Here is a 14507-nt window from a genome sequence, read left to right as displayed (position 1 = left end):
TGCGCCGGTGCCGTTCGCCACATGAAAGTCAGAGCTTGACCTCTTTTTCGAGCCTCGGCCTCGCCGAGCCCATCGTCCGCGCGCTCACCGAAGCGCAGCACATCACTCCCACCCCCATCCAGTCCCAGGCCATCCCGCAGGTTCTCGCGGGCCGCGATCTCATCGGCATCGCCCAGACGGGCACCGGCAAGACCGCCGCCTTCGCCCTGCCCATCCTCGACCGCCTGGTGCGTCACCCGCGCCGGCCGGAGCCGAAGTCGGTGCGCGCCCTGGTGCTTTCCCCGACCCGTGAATTGTCCGGCCAGATCGTGGAGAATTTCGAGAAGTTCGGCCGCCATGCGAACATCTCGGTCACCCTCGCCATCGGCGGCGTGCCCATGGGCCGGCAGATCCGTGCGCTCTCGCGCGGTGTCGATGTGCTGGTGGCGACCCCCGGCCGGCTGATCGACCTTGCCGAGAATCACGCCGTGCGTCTCGACCAGGTGGAAGTGTTCGTCCTCGACGAGGCGGACCAGATGCTGGACATGGGCTTCGTCCATGCCATCCGCGCCATCGTTCGCCGGCTGCCGCACAAGCGGCACTCCCTGTTCTTCTCCGCCACCATGCCGCAGGCCATCTCGGAATTGGCCGGCTCCATGCTGCATGATCCGGCGCGGGTTTCCGTGACCCCGGTGGCCAAGACCGCCGACCGGGTGGAGCAGCGCGTGATCTTCGTGGACAAGCCCAACAAGGGCCAGCTCCTCGCCGAGCTGCTCTCCACAGAGCAGATCGACCGCGCCCTCGTCTTCGCCCGCACCAAGCACGGCGCCGACAAGGTGGTGCGCGTGCTGGCCAAGTGCGGCATCGCGTCGGACGCCATCCACGGCAACAAGTCGCAGAACCAGCGCGACCGGGTGCTCGCCTCCTTCCGCGAAGGCACCATCCGCACCCTGGTGGCGACCGATATCGCCGCGCGCGGCATCGACGTGACCGGCGTGAGCCACGTCATCAATTTCGACCTGCCCAACGTCCCGGAAAGCTATGTGCACCGCATCGGCCGCACCGCGCGCGCCGGTCGCGAGGGCATCGCCATCTCCTTCTGCGATCACGAGGAGCGCGCCTTCCTGCGGTCCATCGAGAAGCTGATCAAGATGCAGCTTCCCGCCAGCGACCGCCGCGGCGCGGGCGCCCGGTTCGCGGTGCCGGATGCCGAGCCGATCCTGCTCGATGAGCGCGACGAAACCGCCGAGCGCAATGATTATGTGGGCCGCGGCCCCGGCGGGCGCAACCAGCGGTCGCAGCGCCAGCGCAGCGGCGAGGGGCGGCCCGAGGGGCGCTCCGGCGAAGGGCGCGGGCGCAACACCCGTTCCGGCAGCGAGGAAGGCCGTTCCGCCGAAGGGCGGCAGGCGCGTCCCCAGCAGCCGCGCGGCGAAGGCCGTCCCGAGGGTCGTGCCGACAGCCGGGCCGGGGCCCGTCACGAGGGCCGGCACGAGGCTGCGCGTCCCGATGGATACGCCAAGCCCAATGGCTCAGCCGGCCGCACCGAAGGGCGCCCCGCCCGTGCCGAGCGCGGCCCGCAGCGGCCGGCCGGCGACATCGGCGGCCTCGGCTTCATGAAGGCGGTGCCGAACCGCTCGGGCCAGCGCCCCAGCGAAGCCAAGCGTCCCGTCCGCTGATATGAGGACCGGCGCGCGGGTGCGCAAAATGCGCCCCGCGCGCTTGTCGCCTATGGGCGTCACGCCCATTTCGTGAGATAAGCTAGGCAATTCCGCTCCGTCCACCGGAGCAATTGGAGACGACTATATGGCGAAGGAAGAACTGCTGGAGTTCGAGGGAACGGTGACAGAGGTGCTCCCGGACGGCAATTTTCGCGTGCGCCTCGACAATGATCATCAGATTCTGGCTTACGCGGCCGGGAAGATGAAAAAGAACCGCATCCGCACCATCGAAGGCGACCGTGTCGTGGTGGAGATGTCGCCTTACGATCTCGATCGCGGCCGCATCAATTTCCGCCACAAGGCCGAGGGCAATGCCCCCCCGCCCGGCGCCCGTCGCCAGCAGAATTTCCGTCGCCGCTGAGAACATCCTCGGGTTGGCAGCCAGATGTCGTCTTCGCGTTACACTGAGCTGCCGGAGGCCGCGCCCGCTGCCCGCGAGAGGGAGCGCGCCAGCGCGCTCGCCGCCGGGGCGCTCATGGTCCTTGCCGTGGGGCTGCTGGCCGCACCGGTGGCATGGAACGGCTTCGCCTTCATCTACCATGACAGCATCGACTATCTGGGCCTGACCTTCACCTGGCAGATGCCCGAGTTCCGCACCGCCGCCTATGGCCTGTTCGCGGGCATCGGGCATCTGGCGGGCAACCCGACAGCCATCGTGCTGGCCCAGTCCGCGCTGGTGGTGGCGATCATCGCCCTGTGCGTGCGCGCGCAGTTTCCCCAGGCGCGCTTTCCCGCCGCCTTCGCCGTGACCATGATGGCCGCGCTGTGCGGCGGCATTTCGCTTTTCGCCAGCCAGATCATGGCGGACGTGTTCGCCGGCGCGGCGGTCCTCGGCCTTTGCAGCCTCATGCTGTTTGCCGATGGGCTTTCCCCCTGGCGCCGCTACATCCTTGCGCTCGCTTGTGCGGTGGCGGTGGCCGTGCACACCAGCCATGTGGGCACCGCTGTGGGGCTGCTCGGCCTCGGCCTCGCGGCGCGGCTGGTCCACCGTCGCTGGCCCGCCGTGCCGCCGGTGCGGCTGCGCGAGGCGCTGTTGTGCGTGTGCGCGGCCATCGCCTTTGCCGTGGCGGGCAATGCCTATGTCACCGGCCGTCCCTTCCTGACCCAGCCGGCCACGGTGCAGTCGCTGGGCATGTTCGTGGAAGGGGGCGTCGCCAAGGCCTATCTCGACCATCATTGCGCCGACGCATCCGAATATGGCGAGCAGGCCCCGTTCCGGCTCTGCGCCTATCGCAATGCCCTGCCGCGCACGGCCAACGAATTCCTCTGGAACCGCATCACCTCGCCCCTCTATGCCCTCGGCGGGTGGAATGCGGTTCGCGGCGAGGCGGAGGCGGTGGTGGACGGGGCGCTGGAAACCATGCCCGGTGCCGTGGCGCGCCAGGCGCTGGACCTCACCCTCGCGCAATTGTTCATGCTCGACCCCGGCGACGGCCTCGAACCTCGCTCCCCTTATTATCTCCAGCACATTGGCGCCTGGTATCCCCATGATGCGCGGGCGTTCCAGAATTCGCGGCAGCAGCGCGGCATCGATTTCTCCCTCCTCAACTGGCCGACCCGGGCGGTGATGGGCAGCTCCCTTGCCGTCCTGCTCGTCTTCATGCTGGCGGCGCGGCGGGCGCCGCGGCAGGCCCTGTTCGCGGGGGCCATCCTTGCGGCCGTGCTGGGCAATGCCTTCATCTGCGGCGCCCTCTCCAATCCCAACCACCGCTATCAGGGGCGCATGGTGTGGCTGGTGGCGAGTGCCGCGGTCATGCTGATCTTCTCCGGCACCACGTCCGGCCGCCCGGCCCGGCGCGAGACGGCGCCGCAGCCCGGGAGCGTCTGACCCCGCCCGGCCCGGCAGGGCTCGATTTCCTGCCCTTGCCTCTTTCGACCCTGCAGCTACCCTGCCGCAAGCCGGGGCAACCGGACGCGCGCTTCGGGCGTGACGAGGATGGGAGGAGTGCGTGTCGCCACCGTTCACCGTGGTCCGTGGGGGCCGCGCGGCCGCAGCTGCGGCCGTCGCGCTGCGGGAGCTGCGCATCGCCTTTCCCGCCACCGCGCACGACAAGGCGCCTTTCGTGGCGGTGGAGGGTGTGCAGCTGGACGTGGCCGACGGGGAGTTCGTGGCCATCGTCGGCCCCACCGGCTGCGGCAAGTCCACCTTGCTCAATGCGACTGCGGGCCTGCTGGCGCCTGCCGCCGGCGCCGTCTCCATCTTCGGGGCGCCGCTTTCGGGCCTCAACCGCCAGGCCGGCTACCTGTTCCAGGCCGAGGCCCTGTTCCCCTGGAAGAGCGCCCTGGACAACGTGGCCATCGGCCTCGACATCAGCGGCACGCCGTCGGGCGAAGCGCGGGTGCGGGCGCGGGACTGGCTTGCCCGGGTGGGGCTTTCGGCCTTCGCCGACCGCTATCCCCACATGCTGTCCGGCGGGCAGAGGAAGCGCGTGGGCCTCGCCCAGGTGCTGATCCGTGATCCGAAGATCCTGCTGATGGACGAACCCTTCGGCCCGCTGGATGCCCAGACCCGGCAGATCATGGGCGGCCTGCTGCTGGACCTGTGGAGCGCCGACCGCAAGGCGGTGATGTTCGTGACCCACGACCTTGAGGAAGCCATCGCGCTGGCCGACCGGGTGGTGATCATGGGGGCCGGGCCGGCCTCCCGCATCATCGGCGAATGGCGGGTGCCGCTCGCCCGGCCGCGCGGCGACGATGTGCGGCTCGATCCTGCCTTCCACCAGATTCATCGCGAGATCTGGGCGGCGCTGAAGGACGAGGTGGTGAAAGGCTATCGCCAGTCCGAGGCGGTGGGGTGAGCGCCATGTTGCACCGACGCCTTTCCCTTCTCTTCCTCCAGCTGCTGGTGGCGGTGGTGCTGATCGCCGCCTGGCATTTCGGCGCGACCGTGAAGCTGGATGTGCCGGCCCTGTCGCCGAAGCCCTTCTATCCCCTCGATCCCTTCTTCTTCTCCACGCCCGGCGCCGTGTTCGGGCGCACATGGCGGGATTTTGCCACCGGGGTCATCTGGTATCATCTCGGCATCACCCTTCTGGAGACGGCGCTGGCCTTTGTCATCGGCGCCGCCGGCGGGGTGCTGGTGGGCTTCTGGTTCGCCCGCAAGGCGCTGCTGGCCGCCGTGTTCGACCCTTATGTGAAGATGGCGAATGCGCTGCCCCGCGTGGTGCTGGCGCCCATCTTCGCGCTGTGGCTGGGCCTTGGCATCTGGTCCAAGGTGGCGCTGGGGGTCACGCTGGTGTTCTTCATCGTCTTCTTCAACGTCTACCAGGGCGTGAAGGAGGTGAGCCCGACCCTTCTGGCCAACGCCCGGATGCTGGGCATGAGCGAGCGCCAGCTTTTGCGGCACGTGTTCTGGCCTTCCGCGCTCACCTGGATGTTCTCCTCGCTCCATACGGCGGTGGGCTTCGCGCTGGTGGGGGCGGTGGTGGGGGAATATCTCGGCTCGGCCGCGGGCCTGGGCTACCGCATCCACCAGGCGGAAGGGGTGTTCGATGTCACCGGCGTATTCTCGGGGATGCTGGTGCTGGCGATTTTCGTGATCATCATCGACACCCTGGTGAGCGCGGTGGAAAAGCGCCTGCTGGTCTGGCGCCCGGCGTCGGCGGCGGGGCAGGGATAGGTCGGGAAACGACCGGACGAGGGAGGAAGAACATGCAGATCACGAAGCGGGCGCTGCTCCTCGCGGCGGCTCTCATGCTGGCGTTTGCCGGCGTTCCGGTTAAGGCGCAGCCGGCGGAGAAGCCGCGGCTCGCCCTGGGCGTGGGCGGCAAGCCGCTGCTCTATTACCTGCCGCTGACCGTCGCCGAGCGGAAGGGCTTCTTCAAGGATGAGGGACTGGACGTCAGCATCAACGATTTCGGCGGCGGGGCGAAGTCGCTCCAGGCGCTGGTGGGCGGCTCGGTGGACGTGGTGACGGGCGCCTACGAGCACACCATCCGCATGCAGGCGAAGGGGCAGGACATCGTTTCGGTCATCGAGCTCGGCCGCTTCCCCGGCATCGTGCTGGTGGCGCGCAAGGACCGCCCCATCACCTCGGTCAAGGATCTCAAGGGCGCCAAGATCGGTGTGACGGCGCCGGGCTCGTCCACCAATTTCTTCGTCAGCTTCCTTCTCGCGCGGGAGGGGCTGAAGCCGGAGGATGTGGCCTTCGTCGGCGTCGGCGGCGGCGCATCGGCAGTGGCGCAGATGAAGCGTGGCGAGATCGACGCCATGTCCAACCTCGATCCCGTCATCACCAAACTGGAGAGCGACGGCGATGTGGTGGTGCTGGCCGACAGCCGCACGGAAGCCGGCAACGAGAAGATCTTCGGCGGCGCCAATCCCGCGGCCGTGCTGTACATGAAGCGCGACTTCATCGAGCGTAATCCGGTGACCACGCAGAAGCTGGTGAACGCCTTCCACCGGGCGCTGGTCTGGCTGAAGACCGCGACCCCCGAGGACGTGGCGGCGGTGGTGCCGGAGGAATATCTGCTGGGCGACCGGGCGCTCTATATGGCGGCGGTGAAGAACTCCCTGCCGGTGTATTCGCGCACCGGCCTCATTCCCGAGCAGGGCATGAAGAATGCGCTGAAGATGCTGGTGGAGTTCGATCCGGAGCTGAAGGCGGCCGCCATCGACCTGCCCCGCACCTTCGACGACCGGTTCGTGAAGGCGGTTCCGGCCGGAAAGTGACGGCTGCCCGTTTGCGAGGCAGCCGGGCGGCCATGGCCGGCGGACAAAGGAGCGGGCGGCGCGCGCCTATTTTTCGCGCTGCCCTTGAAACGCCGCAGTCCGCCCTTATCTCATGCTCAACCCAGCCGCCGGATGCGGCGCGCGTCAAGCGCGAGCGCTTTCGGGAGACGGACGGATGTACTCCGATCCCGCCGCGGCAAGGGTGTTCGTTCCTCTGCTTCCATCGTCATGGATGGGCAGAGGGGCGAGCTGATCGGACAGTTCGTCATCGGCCTTCTTCTTCGTTTCCTTCGGGCCGCGACGCAAAAGCCTCCCATATCGAACTCGTCCTGAACCGCGCCCCGTGGCGCCGCGATCAATGAATCGCGCGCTGGCGGGGCGATCGGCGCATCGCCTGGGCGAAAGCCCGCGACCGCGCCTGAACAGGAGGCCTCAATGGCCACGGGCACAGTCAAGTTTTTCAATTCCCAGAAGGGTTTCGGCTTCATCCAGCAGGATGAGGGCGGCCCCGACGTGTTTGTCCACATCTCCGACGTGGAGCGCTCCGGCCTCTATGGCCTGACCGACGGGCAGAAGGTTTCCTTCGACGTCGTCCCGGACAACCGCGGCAAGAGCAAGGCGGCGAACATCGCCACCCTCTGAGCGTCACCGCTCGAGACGAGAAAGGCCCGGGCACCGCAAGGTGCCCGGGCCTTTTTCATGTCCGCGCCTGATGCGTGCCGTTCAGCGCAGCACGTAGACCGTGGCGCCCACGCGCACGCGGTTGTAGAGGTCCACCACGTCCTCGTTGGTCATGCGGAAGCAGCCCGAGGAGACGGCCTGGCCGATGGTTTCCGGCTCGTTGGAGCCGTGGATGCGGTAGAGGCTGGAGCCGAGATACATGGCGCGGGCGCCCAGCGGATTGTCGATGCCGCCGGGCATGTAGCGCGGCAGGTCCGGGCGGCGGCGCAGCATCTGGGACGGCGGCGTCCAGGACGGCCATTCCTTCTTCGCGCTCACGGTCTTCACACCCGACCACTGGAACCCCTGGCGCCCCACGCCGATGCCATACTGGATCGCCTGGCCGCGTGCGGTCACGTAATAGAGCCGGCGCTCCGAGGTGCGGATGACGATGGTGCCCGGCGCATAGCGCGGGTCGATGGACACCGTGTGCCGGCCGAAGGAGGAGCTTCCGGCCGTGCTCATGTTGCCGCTGCCGCCGAACAGCTTGCCGAAATTGAAGATCTCGTAGCGGTCGTCGGCGCGGACGGGAGAAGCCAGCAGGAGCGCGGCGGTCGCGGCGATGGCGAGGGATTTCAGGTGCGTCATGGTTCTGCGTCTCGGGTGAGGAACGAAGGTGAGCACACGGTCTGAGCGGGGCACGCTCCACGGCGGAGCTTTGTTGTCGCCACAAAACGGACATGACTGCAACCGCTTTGTGGCGGGGCAGTTCCACCCGCACGGGAGTGTGATGTTCTTTTCGCGCAGCTGCGGCGTGCCTGCCACGCTCAGGCTTCGGCCGCCGCCGCGAAGGCGGCGAGGGCCGCGTTGAAGCGCGGGGCATCCTCCATGAAGGGCGCGTGCCCGGCTTCCGCATAAAGGTCGAGCTGCGCCCCGGGCACGAGGGCGGCGATGTGCGCGGCCATGGCGGGGGCCACCACATCGTCCCTTGCGCCCTGCACCACCAGCACCGGCCGGTCGAGCCCGCGCAACAGTCCGTCATAGTCCGCCGGGCGGTTGAACAAAGCGGCGCGCACGGCTGGCGGTACCAGAATATTGATGCCGAGCAGGGTTTCGTGCACCTCCTGCGGCATCGGGGCGGCGAAGCAGCGGCGCAGGAAGGCGCGGGTGGCGGTGATGTTCTCCAGCACGTCGGTGCTGCACATCTGCCGCATCAGGCGGTTGCAGCTACCGTAGAAGGCCCGCTCGTTGCTGGTCACGGCATCGACGAAGACGACGCCCGAAATGTCGCCGGTGCCATAGCGCTCGATATAGTCGCAGATGATGCGGCCGGCATAGGACCAGCCCACAAGCACCGGCCGGTGCAGGCCGCACTGGCCGATCACCGCCGCCACCTCGTCGGCCCACCGTTCGCTCGCCCGGTAGGCCTGGGCATCCAGCGGCTTGTCGGAGGCGCCATGGCCGCGGAAATCATAGGTGACCATGCGGTAGCCCGCGAGGGCGGGGCTCGCCGCCTGCAGGCCCCAGCACAGGCCGGACTGGGAGAAGCCGTGGATGAAAAGCAGGCTGCGGCCCTCCGGCGCACCATGCTCCGAAACCGCGATGCCGAGGCCGTCCGGTGTGAGGATGCGCGCCGTGGTGCGCGGCTGCGGGAAGACGTGATCCATGGTTGCGGCCTCGGTGCCATGTGGATGCGCCCACCAGCTTAACGAGGGCGGCGGGCCCGGCTCTAGTGGTTCGACCGCGACAGATGGGACCCATCTGTCGCGACCAGGTCGAGCCACAACGCCTTGATTTGGCGGATCAACTTTTCGAAACGGATGGGAACCATCCGTTTCGGTTGATCCACTAGCATCTGCGCGCCACCGCCGCCGAGGCTTTTGCGGCGCGGGGCGGCAATGATATAGAGCGCGGCGCACGGGCAGTTGCAGGAGAGGGCGGCACACCATGGCAAGCGGTATTTCGTTCCGGGTCGGAAGATTCGCTTACGCCGGTCTCCTCGCCATCCCCCTTTCACTTCCCCTCGCCGGCCCCGCGGCCGCCGCAACGGAAGTGTACATGGTGGCGGGGCTGCCCTTCTTTGCGCCCTATCACGCGGCCATCGCCACGGTGGACGTGACCGGCGACAAGGTTTCGGGAACCCTGGCCCCGCCCGCCGGCGATCCGCGGGCGGCGCTGCCAATGTCGGGTACGGTCACGAACGGGCTGCTGCGCCTGACCGTGGGTTCCGGCGCCGATGCCTACAGCTTCACCTTCACCGAGAACGAGCGCGGGCTGCACCGCATCTGGGAGGAGGCGGTGGCCATTCCCGGCCTCGACCCGGTGGCTGCCTTCCGCCCCGCCGCGGGCTTCTCCGAGCCGGCCGCCGTGCTCCAGCGCGATGCCGACGACTGGTGCGGGCTCATCTATGGCGGCCTGGACGTGGTCTTGCGCGCCGCCGACCTGAAGGACGCCGCCGCCGCCCCTGCGGCGCTGGCCGAACTGGACGTGCTGGTGGTGCCGCAGCAGGGCGGCTCTGCCACGGTGAAGATGAAGGACGCCTGGAGCCGGCTGCGCCTTGCCGCCCGCGCCGGCGAAGACGTGTCGGTGGATATCGCCGTGCCGGTGGGCACGGAGGCGCGGGTGGCGCAGGAACTGCGCCGCGTGCCGCTGGTGAGTGCCGTGCTGCTGCCCTCCGTCTGCGGGGAATCGGCGCTGGCGGTGGTGCCGCGCGCCAAGCTCATGGACGGCGGGAAGGTGTCCGATGCCCGCCTGAAGGCCTATGGCGAGGCGATGCTGGCGCGCCTGCTGTCCGGTGCGGCGCCGGAGGCGGGCACGCCGGGCGCGCGCAAGTTCAAAATCACCGGCGCCGCAGTGGTGCCGGGGGAGGGTGGCGCACCGGTGTTCCGCGCCGTCGTCACCGGCGAGGCCGAGGCGACGCGCCTCGGCAAGGGCAGCTGGGATCAGTTCACCCTCACTTTGCTGCCGGTGGTGACCGCCGCCGACACGGCCGACACCATCTCCCTCATCCCGTGGGTGAGCGACCTGAAAGCTGCGAAGAAGGCCGGGCCGCAGCCGCCGGCCGAAAGCGCGTTCAAGCCGGCGGACGATTCCGCGCAGGTGGCCGCCATCGTCCAGCGCATGGTGTCCTGGATCGCGGCGGCGGAGGCCACGCGCTGCAATTTCGTCACCGAGGCCGGCTTTGACGAGCCGGAGGGCAGCCTGCCCTGCACCAATGCGGCCCTCGACGATGTGAGCCATCCCGAGGAGAACTGAGGCCTTACGGCGTCAGGCCATCTCCTCCTCGCGGGAGGCGCGGTGATAGTCCGCGTCCCGGTCATGGTCGTGGGCGGCGTGGTAATCGCCTTCGCTCATGCCGCGCTTCCAGTAGCCGACGGACACCAGGGCGCGCGGCCCCAGCCCGCGCTCGTCCCGCAGATGGGCGCGCAGCGCCCGGGCGGCGGCCGATTCCGCGGCAACCCACGCCGAGAGGGTCAGTCCCTGCGGTACCTGCAGCGCGCGCACCGCCTGTTCCAGAAGCCGGGTCGTGCCCGCCGGCGCACCGTCCCGGTGCAGATAGCGCACGGCGAACCCGGGAGGCGCGGCAAGCGCCTGTTCCTCCGCGGCGTCATCCACCTCCAGGATGGCGCAGCCGCGGGCATCCGGCGCCAGCGAAGCCAGGATGGCGGCGATGGAGGGCAGGCCGCTGTGGTCGCCGGCGAGAATATGGAAGCCTGCCGCCGGCAGCGCCCGCCCGCCGGGGCCGCCCACCCCCAGGAGATCGCCCGGCTGCGCGCGGCGCGCGAAGTCCGCGGCCGGCCCGGGGGCGGCGTGCAGGGCAAAATCCACCCACAGCTGGGATCGCGCGCGGTCCACATGACGCACCGAATAGGTGCGCACGGCCGGGCGCCGCTCCGGCGCCGGCCAGTCCGGCTGCCCGTCCGCGCCCAGCAGCGGCCATTCCGGCGCGGCGAGGCCGGGCGGGGGAATGAGGAGCTTGACGTTGGGGCCGGGGCCGAAATCCTCCATCTCCGCCCCGCCCAGCACCAGGCGACGCATGCCCGGCGTCACCTGCTCGGCGCGGACCACTTCGAGAATGCGGATGCCGCGATAGCGCTGCGTGCGCGGGGGTAGATTCATTGGCGGGCCTGCGATGCTGCGGGGCCGAGGAAGGTCTCAAGGCCGAGAAGAAGGGCGTGGGGCGCGGCCGAGCCGTGGGTCTGGCCGGGCAGGACGGTGAAGGCGACATCCACCGGCTGGCCGGGAATGGCGGCAAGGCGTGCGGCGAGGTCGCGGGCGCCATCCACCATGCGTCGGTCGGCGAGCTTGCGCGCCACGGCTTCGGCATCGGCCCGCGTGCGCAGGCCTGGGTGCAGCTCCTGCTCATAGGCGCCGACGGTGAGGAGGAGGCGGCGCTGGGCGCCCCGCGGGGGATGGGCGGCAAAGGCCGCCTCCTCCCTGGCGATCGCGCCATCCGCCCACCAGAGGGAGGGGCTCGCCGCCACGTAGGTGCCGAAGGCCGAGGGCCGGGTGAACAGCACATGCAAGGTGAACAGCCCGCCGAACGAATGGCCCATCAGCGCCTGCCGCGCCGGGTCCACCGGGAAGTGCGCGGCGATGGCGGGCTTCAGCTCGTCCTCGATGAAGGCGAGGAAGGCGCTCGCCCCGCCGGTGCCTTCGGGGGTCAGGTAGGTCCAGGCCCCCTTTTCCGGCGTGGCGGGGGCGGGGGTGAGGTCGCGGGCGCGGCGCGGCATGTTGATGGGCGCATCCCCGGGATAGCCGATGGCCACCAGCACGGCCGGTTCCATCAGCCCGCCCTGGCTGCGGGTCTGGCCGCGGGCGAGATCGGCGAGGGTGCCGAACACCGCATTGCCGTCGAGCACATAGGCCACGGGATAGCCGTTGGGCGGTGGTGGCGCCTGCGGCACGGCGATGAAGATGCGGTAGGCGAGCCCCTCCCGGGACACGAGGGCGCGTTCCTCCATGCCCGGCAGGGTGGCGGGCTCGGCGGCGGGGCCGGCGAGGGGGACAAGGAGGGCGGCAGCGGCCAGGGCGAGGGTGCGGAGCATGGTCAATAGGTAGCGCTCACCTTCAGCAGATAGGCGCTGGGCTCTCCGTAGAAATTGAACAGGGAGGTGGAGCCGACGCGCGTATAATAGACTTCATCGAAGATATTGGTGGCGGTGAAGGTTGCCTTCCAGTTCTCGTTGAACTTGTAGCCGATCTGGGCATCCACCACGGTGTAGCCGTCCTCGGTCAGGGTCACGCCGCTGGACCTGGTGTAGAAACTGGAGAGGATCTTGACGCCGCCAGCCACATGCCAGCCCTTCAGTGTGGCGTCCTGGAATTCGTATTTGGTCCACAAATTGTAGTTGTGCTTGGGCGTGTAGGTGCTGAAGCCCGTCTTCAGCTGGCCCGCCGTTGCCGTGAGATATTCTGTCTCGGTGTAGGTGTAGCCCGCATAGATTTCCCAGCCGGGCGCCAGCTTGCCGCTGATCTCGGCCTCCCAGCCGGAAACCTGCACTTCGCCGGAAGCCACATAGACATTGGCCACGTCGGTGGCGAGGGCGCGGTTGTTGTCGCGGATCAGGTACATGGCCGCCGATGCATTGAGCGCGCCGTCGAAGAAGGACCCCTTGAGGCCGCCTTCATACTGATAGCCGGTGCGCGGCGCCAGCAACTGGTCCGCGGCGTTGACTTCGGTCTGGGGCACGAAGGTGGACGTGTAGCTGCCGTAGAGCGAAATCTCCTTCGTCAGGTCGATGACGAGGCCGGCATAGGGCACGAAGCGGCCCTCCACTTCCGCATTGGTATCGGTCACGTCCACTTTGCCCCCGCCCTTGGCGGTGGTGACGATGGTGGATGCGTCATACCAGGCGAACCGCCCGCCAAGGAGCAGGTGGATCTGGTCGATGGGGTTGATCTTGGCCTGGGCGTAGAGGCCGTATTGGGTGGGGTCGCTGGCGCTCTCGCGATTGTAGATGGTGTTGGGCTCTGGCACCGCATAAGGGTTGAAGGCATAGATGTTGTAGGTGCCGGGCAGCTTGGTGGATGCGGACGGCGTGTATTGCGTCTGCTCCACCGCCCGGAAATCGGTGCCCACCGTAAGGTTGTGCTCCTGCCCGAACAGGGTGACCGGCGTGGAGACATGGGCGTCGCCGGACAGGGAGGTCTCCCACACCTGCGCGGCCGTATATTGCATGGAAAAATTGCCCAGGGTGGCCGGGGCGGTGCTGACCGCCGAGCCGCCATAAGCATATTTATAGTCGATGTGGCGGTCCGAATAGCGCAGCGAGGCCTTGGCTTCGCCGCCATTGCTCAGATCGTGCTTCAGCTCGGCCACGTAGTCCGTGGTTTCATTGTCGAAGCGGTTCCACAGGGCGCCGACGAAGGTGGAGCGTGGCACGTTCAGGAGCTTGCCCTCGCCGCCGCCCAGATTGATGGCGGGCAGGCCGTTGAAGGGCAGCATGTCGCGTTCCTGGTGCCAGGCGTAGAGCGACAGGGTGGTCTCTTCGGTGATGTCGAAGTCCAGGGTGCCGTAGCCCACCCACACCTGGTTTTCATTGTAGTTTACGAAACTGTCCCGGTCCTGGTAGGCGCCGCCGACGCGGGCGCGCACCGTGCCCTTCTCATTGAGCTTGCCGCCCGCATCTACCTCCGCGCGCACGAAATCCCAGGAGCCGTAGCTCACGTCCGTATTGAAGAAGTATTTCTCGCTTGCCGGCTTCAGCGTGCCGTTGATGATGCCGCCGGGACCGGCATTGTTGCCGCCCGCGCCGCCATAGAACAGTCCGGCAGGACCCTTCAGCACGTCGAGGCGGTCGAAGATGAAGAGGTCCGGCTGGGTGCCCAGGATGGAGGAGAGCGGCGCCGGCAGGCCGTTGACCAGCAGCGTGTCGATCTCGAACCCGCGGGAGAAGATGGAGGAGCGGCCCTGATCATTGGCGAGGATCACAAGGCCGGTGGTGCGGCGCATGGCGTCTTCGAGCTGGGTGAAGTTCTGGTCCTGGATGCGCTGGTTGGTGACCGTGGAGATGGACTGCGGAATCTCGCGCACCGGCGTGGGGCTGCCGACGCCGATGGTGGTGACGTCCGCAGTGTAGCTGTCCACGCCCTCGGTGATGACCTCCTGCTGCAGCTGCTTTTCCGCCTGTACCTGCACCGTGTCGAGCGCGACAGTCTCGGTGCCCGCCTGCTGGGCATGGGCGGCAGGGGCGGGCAGAAGGGCGGCCAGGGCGAGGGTTGCGCCGGCAAGGGCGGTTCCCGAAAGCAGGCGATGGCGCCGCTGCCGGCTGCTGCTGGTCGCTGCAAAACCCATCATGGAAATCTCCGCTGCCCGGCCGCGAGACGGTGCGGCGCATCACACTTTCTTAAGCGAGAGTTTCCCCAGGCTTCCAGCAATAAGGCCTTTGCTGAACCCTATAATTCGTTTGAGCTATCGCCACGAACTTTGAATTGGAACGAGGTAGTTGCGCTCGGCGCGCGGGAACACCTGTCGTA

13 protein-coding genes are annotated in these 14507 nt (G+C 68.3%); 8 read left to right on the top strand and 5 right to left on the bottom strand.

What is annotated here, in order from left to right:
- The first annotated feature begins 35 nt into the window (after positions 1-35).
- From ACI7BZ_RS19825 to ACI7BZ_RS19795, 7 genes are all read left to right on the top strand, one after another.
- Positions 36-1655, top strand: a complete 1620-nt coding sequence (locus tag ACI7BZ_RS19825) for a DEAD/DEAH box helicase (protein ID WP_414118850.1) — start codon at positions 36-38, stop codon at positions 1653-1655.
- Positions 1656-1782: 127 nt separating this feature from the next.
- Complete coding sequence (gene infA, locus ACI7BZ_RS19820) at positions 1783-2058, top strand: translation initiation factor IF-1 (protein ID WP_012115181.1); 276 nt, start codon at positions 1783-1785, stop codon at positions 2056-2058.
- A gap of 24 nt (positions 2059-2082) precedes the next feature.
- Complete coding sequence (locus tag ACI7BZ_RS19815) at positions 2083-3525, top strand: hypothetical protein (protein ID WP_414118849.1); 1443 nt, start codon at positions 2083-2085, stop codon at positions 3523-3525.
- Positions 3526-3646: 121 nt separating this feature from the next.
- On the top strand, positions 3647-4495 hold the full coding sequence (locus tag ACI7BZ_RS19810; protein ID WP_414118848.1) for an ABC transporter ATP-binding protein: 849 nt from the start codon (positions 3647-3649) through the stop codon (positions 4493-4495).
- A gap of 5 nt (positions 4496-4500) precedes the next feature.
- Positions 4501-5316, top strand: a complete 816-nt coding sequence (locus tag ACI7BZ_RS19805) for an ABC transporter permease (protein WP_414118847.1) — start codon at positions 4501-4503, stop codon at positions 5314-5316.
- 32 nt (positions 5317-5348) lie between these two features.
- Positions 5349-6368: an ABC transporter substrate-binding protein gene (locus ACI7BZ_RS19800; protein WP_414118846.1), complete on the top strand. Its 1020-nt coding sequence runs from the start codon at positions 5349-5351 to the stop codon at positions 6366-6368.
- 435 nt (positions 6369-6803) lie between these two features.
- Positions 6804-7010 (top strand): cold-shock protein, encoded by a 207-nt coding sequence (locus ACI7BZ_RS19795; protein WP_414118845.1) that lies wholly within the window; start codon positions 6804-6806, stop codon positions 7008-7010.
- An 81-nt stretch (positions 7011-7091) separates the two neighbouring features.
- Here ACI7BZ_RS19795 and ACI7BZ_RS19790 read toward each other — a convergent pair whose 3' ends face one another.
- Entirely contained in the window at positions 7092-7676 is a 585-nt protein-coding gene (locus tag ACI7BZ_RS19790; RefSeq protein ID WP_414118844.1) for a L,D-transpeptidase, read from the bottom strand.
- 179 nt (positions 7677-7855) lie between these two features.
- Positions 7856-8695: an alpha/beta fold hydrolase gene (locus tag ACI7BZ_RS19785; protein ID WP_414118843.1), complete on the bottom strand. Its 840-nt coding sequence runs from the start codon at positions 8693-8695 to the stop codon at positions 7856-7858.
- A 280-nt stretch (positions 8696-8975) separates the two neighbouring features.
- On the opposite strand from ACI7BZ_RS19785, the gene ACI7BZ_RS19780 reads away from it, so the two are divergent.
- Complete coding sequence (locus tag ACI7BZ_RS19780) at positions 8976-10283, top strand: hypothetical protein (protein ID WP_414118842.1); 1308 nt, start codon at positions 8976-8978, stop codon at positions 10281-10283.
- 12 nt (positions 10284-10295) lie between these two features.
- Here the strand turns inward: ACI7BZ_RS19780 and ACI7BZ_RS19775 are convergent, their stop codons facing one another.
- Genes ACI7BZ_RS19775 through ACI7BZ_RS19765 form a run of 3 tightly spaced genes read right to left on the bottom strand, consistent with a single transcriptional unit; the run spans position 10296 to position 14328 of the window.
- Entirely contained in the window at positions 10296-11147 is an 852-nt protein-coding gene (locus ACI7BZ_RS19775; protein ID WP_414118841.1) for a siderophore-interacting protein, read from the bottom strand.
- A complete protein-coding gene (locus ACI7BZ_RS19770) occupies positions 11144-12076 on the bottom strand; it encodes an alpha/beta hydrolase (protein WP_414119220.1) in 933 nt (310 codons plus the stop codon). The genes ACI7BZ_RS19775 and ACI7BZ_RS19770 overlap by 4 nt, the downstream gene beginning before the upstream one ends.
- A 2-nt stretch (positions 12077-12078) precedes the next feature.
- Positions 12079-14328, bottom strand: a complete 2250-nt coding sequence (locus ACI7BZ_RS19765) for a TonB-dependent siderophore receptor (protein ID WP_414118840.1) — start codon at positions 14326-14328, stop codon at positions 12079-12081.
- Positions 14329-14507 lie beyond the last annotated feature (179 nt).

Origin of the sequence: Xanthobacter sp. AM11, assembly GCF_047444035.1 — a bacterium.
Lineage (GTDB): Bacteria > Pseudomonadota > Alphaproteobacteria > Rhizobiales > Xanthobacteraceae > Xanthobacter.
The sequence above is the reverse complement of the archived record's forward strand: the minus strand, read 5'-3'. Positions and strand labels throughout refer to the sequence as shown.

Excerpts from the sequence above, each read along its gene's own strand:
- ACI7BZ_RS19800 (WP_414118846.1), top strand. The coding sequence starts at position 5,349 with ATGCAGATCACGAAGCGGGCGCTGCTCCTCGCGGCGGCTCTCATGCTG.
- ACI7BZ_RS19805 (WP_414118847.1), top strand. The coding sequence starts at position 4,501 with ATGTTGCACCGACGCCTTTCCCTTCTCTTCCTCCAGCTGCTGGTGGCG.
- infA (WP_012115181.1), top strand. The coding sequence starts at position 1,783 with ATGGCGAAGGAAGAACTGCTGGAGTTCGAGGGAACGGTGACAGAGGTG.
- ACI7BZ_RS19790 (WP_414118844.1), bottom strand. The coding sequence starts at position 7,676 with ATGACGCACCTGAAATCCCTCGCCATCGCCGCGACCGCCGCGCTCCTG.
- ACI7BZ_RS19780 (WP_414118842.1), top strand. The coding sequence starts at position 8,976 with ATGGCAAGCGGTATTTCGTTCCGGGTCGGAAGATTCGCTTACGCCGGT.
- ACI7BZ_RS19770 (WP_414119220.1), bottom strand. The coding sequence starts at position 12,076 with ATGCTCCGCACCCTCGCCCTGGCCGCTGCCGCCCTCCTTGTCCCCCTC.
- ACI7BZ_RS19815 (WP_414118849.1), top strand. The coding sequence starts at position 2,083 with ATGTCGTCTTCGCGTTACACTGAGCTGCCGGAGGCCGCGCCCGCTGCC.
- ACI7BZ_RS19785 (WP_414118843.1), bottom strand. The coding sequence starts at position 8,695 with ATGGATCACGTCTTCCCGCAGCCGCGCACCACGGCGCGCATCCTCACA.
- ACI7BZ_RS19765 (WP_414118840.1), bottom strand. The coding sequence starts at position 14,328 with ATGATGGGTTTTGCAGCGACCAGCAGCAGCCGGCAGCGGCGCCATCGC.
- ACI7BZ_RS19775 (WP_414118841.1), bottom strand. The coding sequence starts at position 11,147 with ATGAATCTACCCCCGCGCACGCAGCGCTATCGCGGCATCCGCATTCTC.
- ACI7BZ_RS19795 (WP_414118845.1), top strand. The coding sequence starts at position 6,804 with ATGGCCACGGGCACAGTCAAGTTTTTCAATTCCCAGAAGGGTTTCGGC.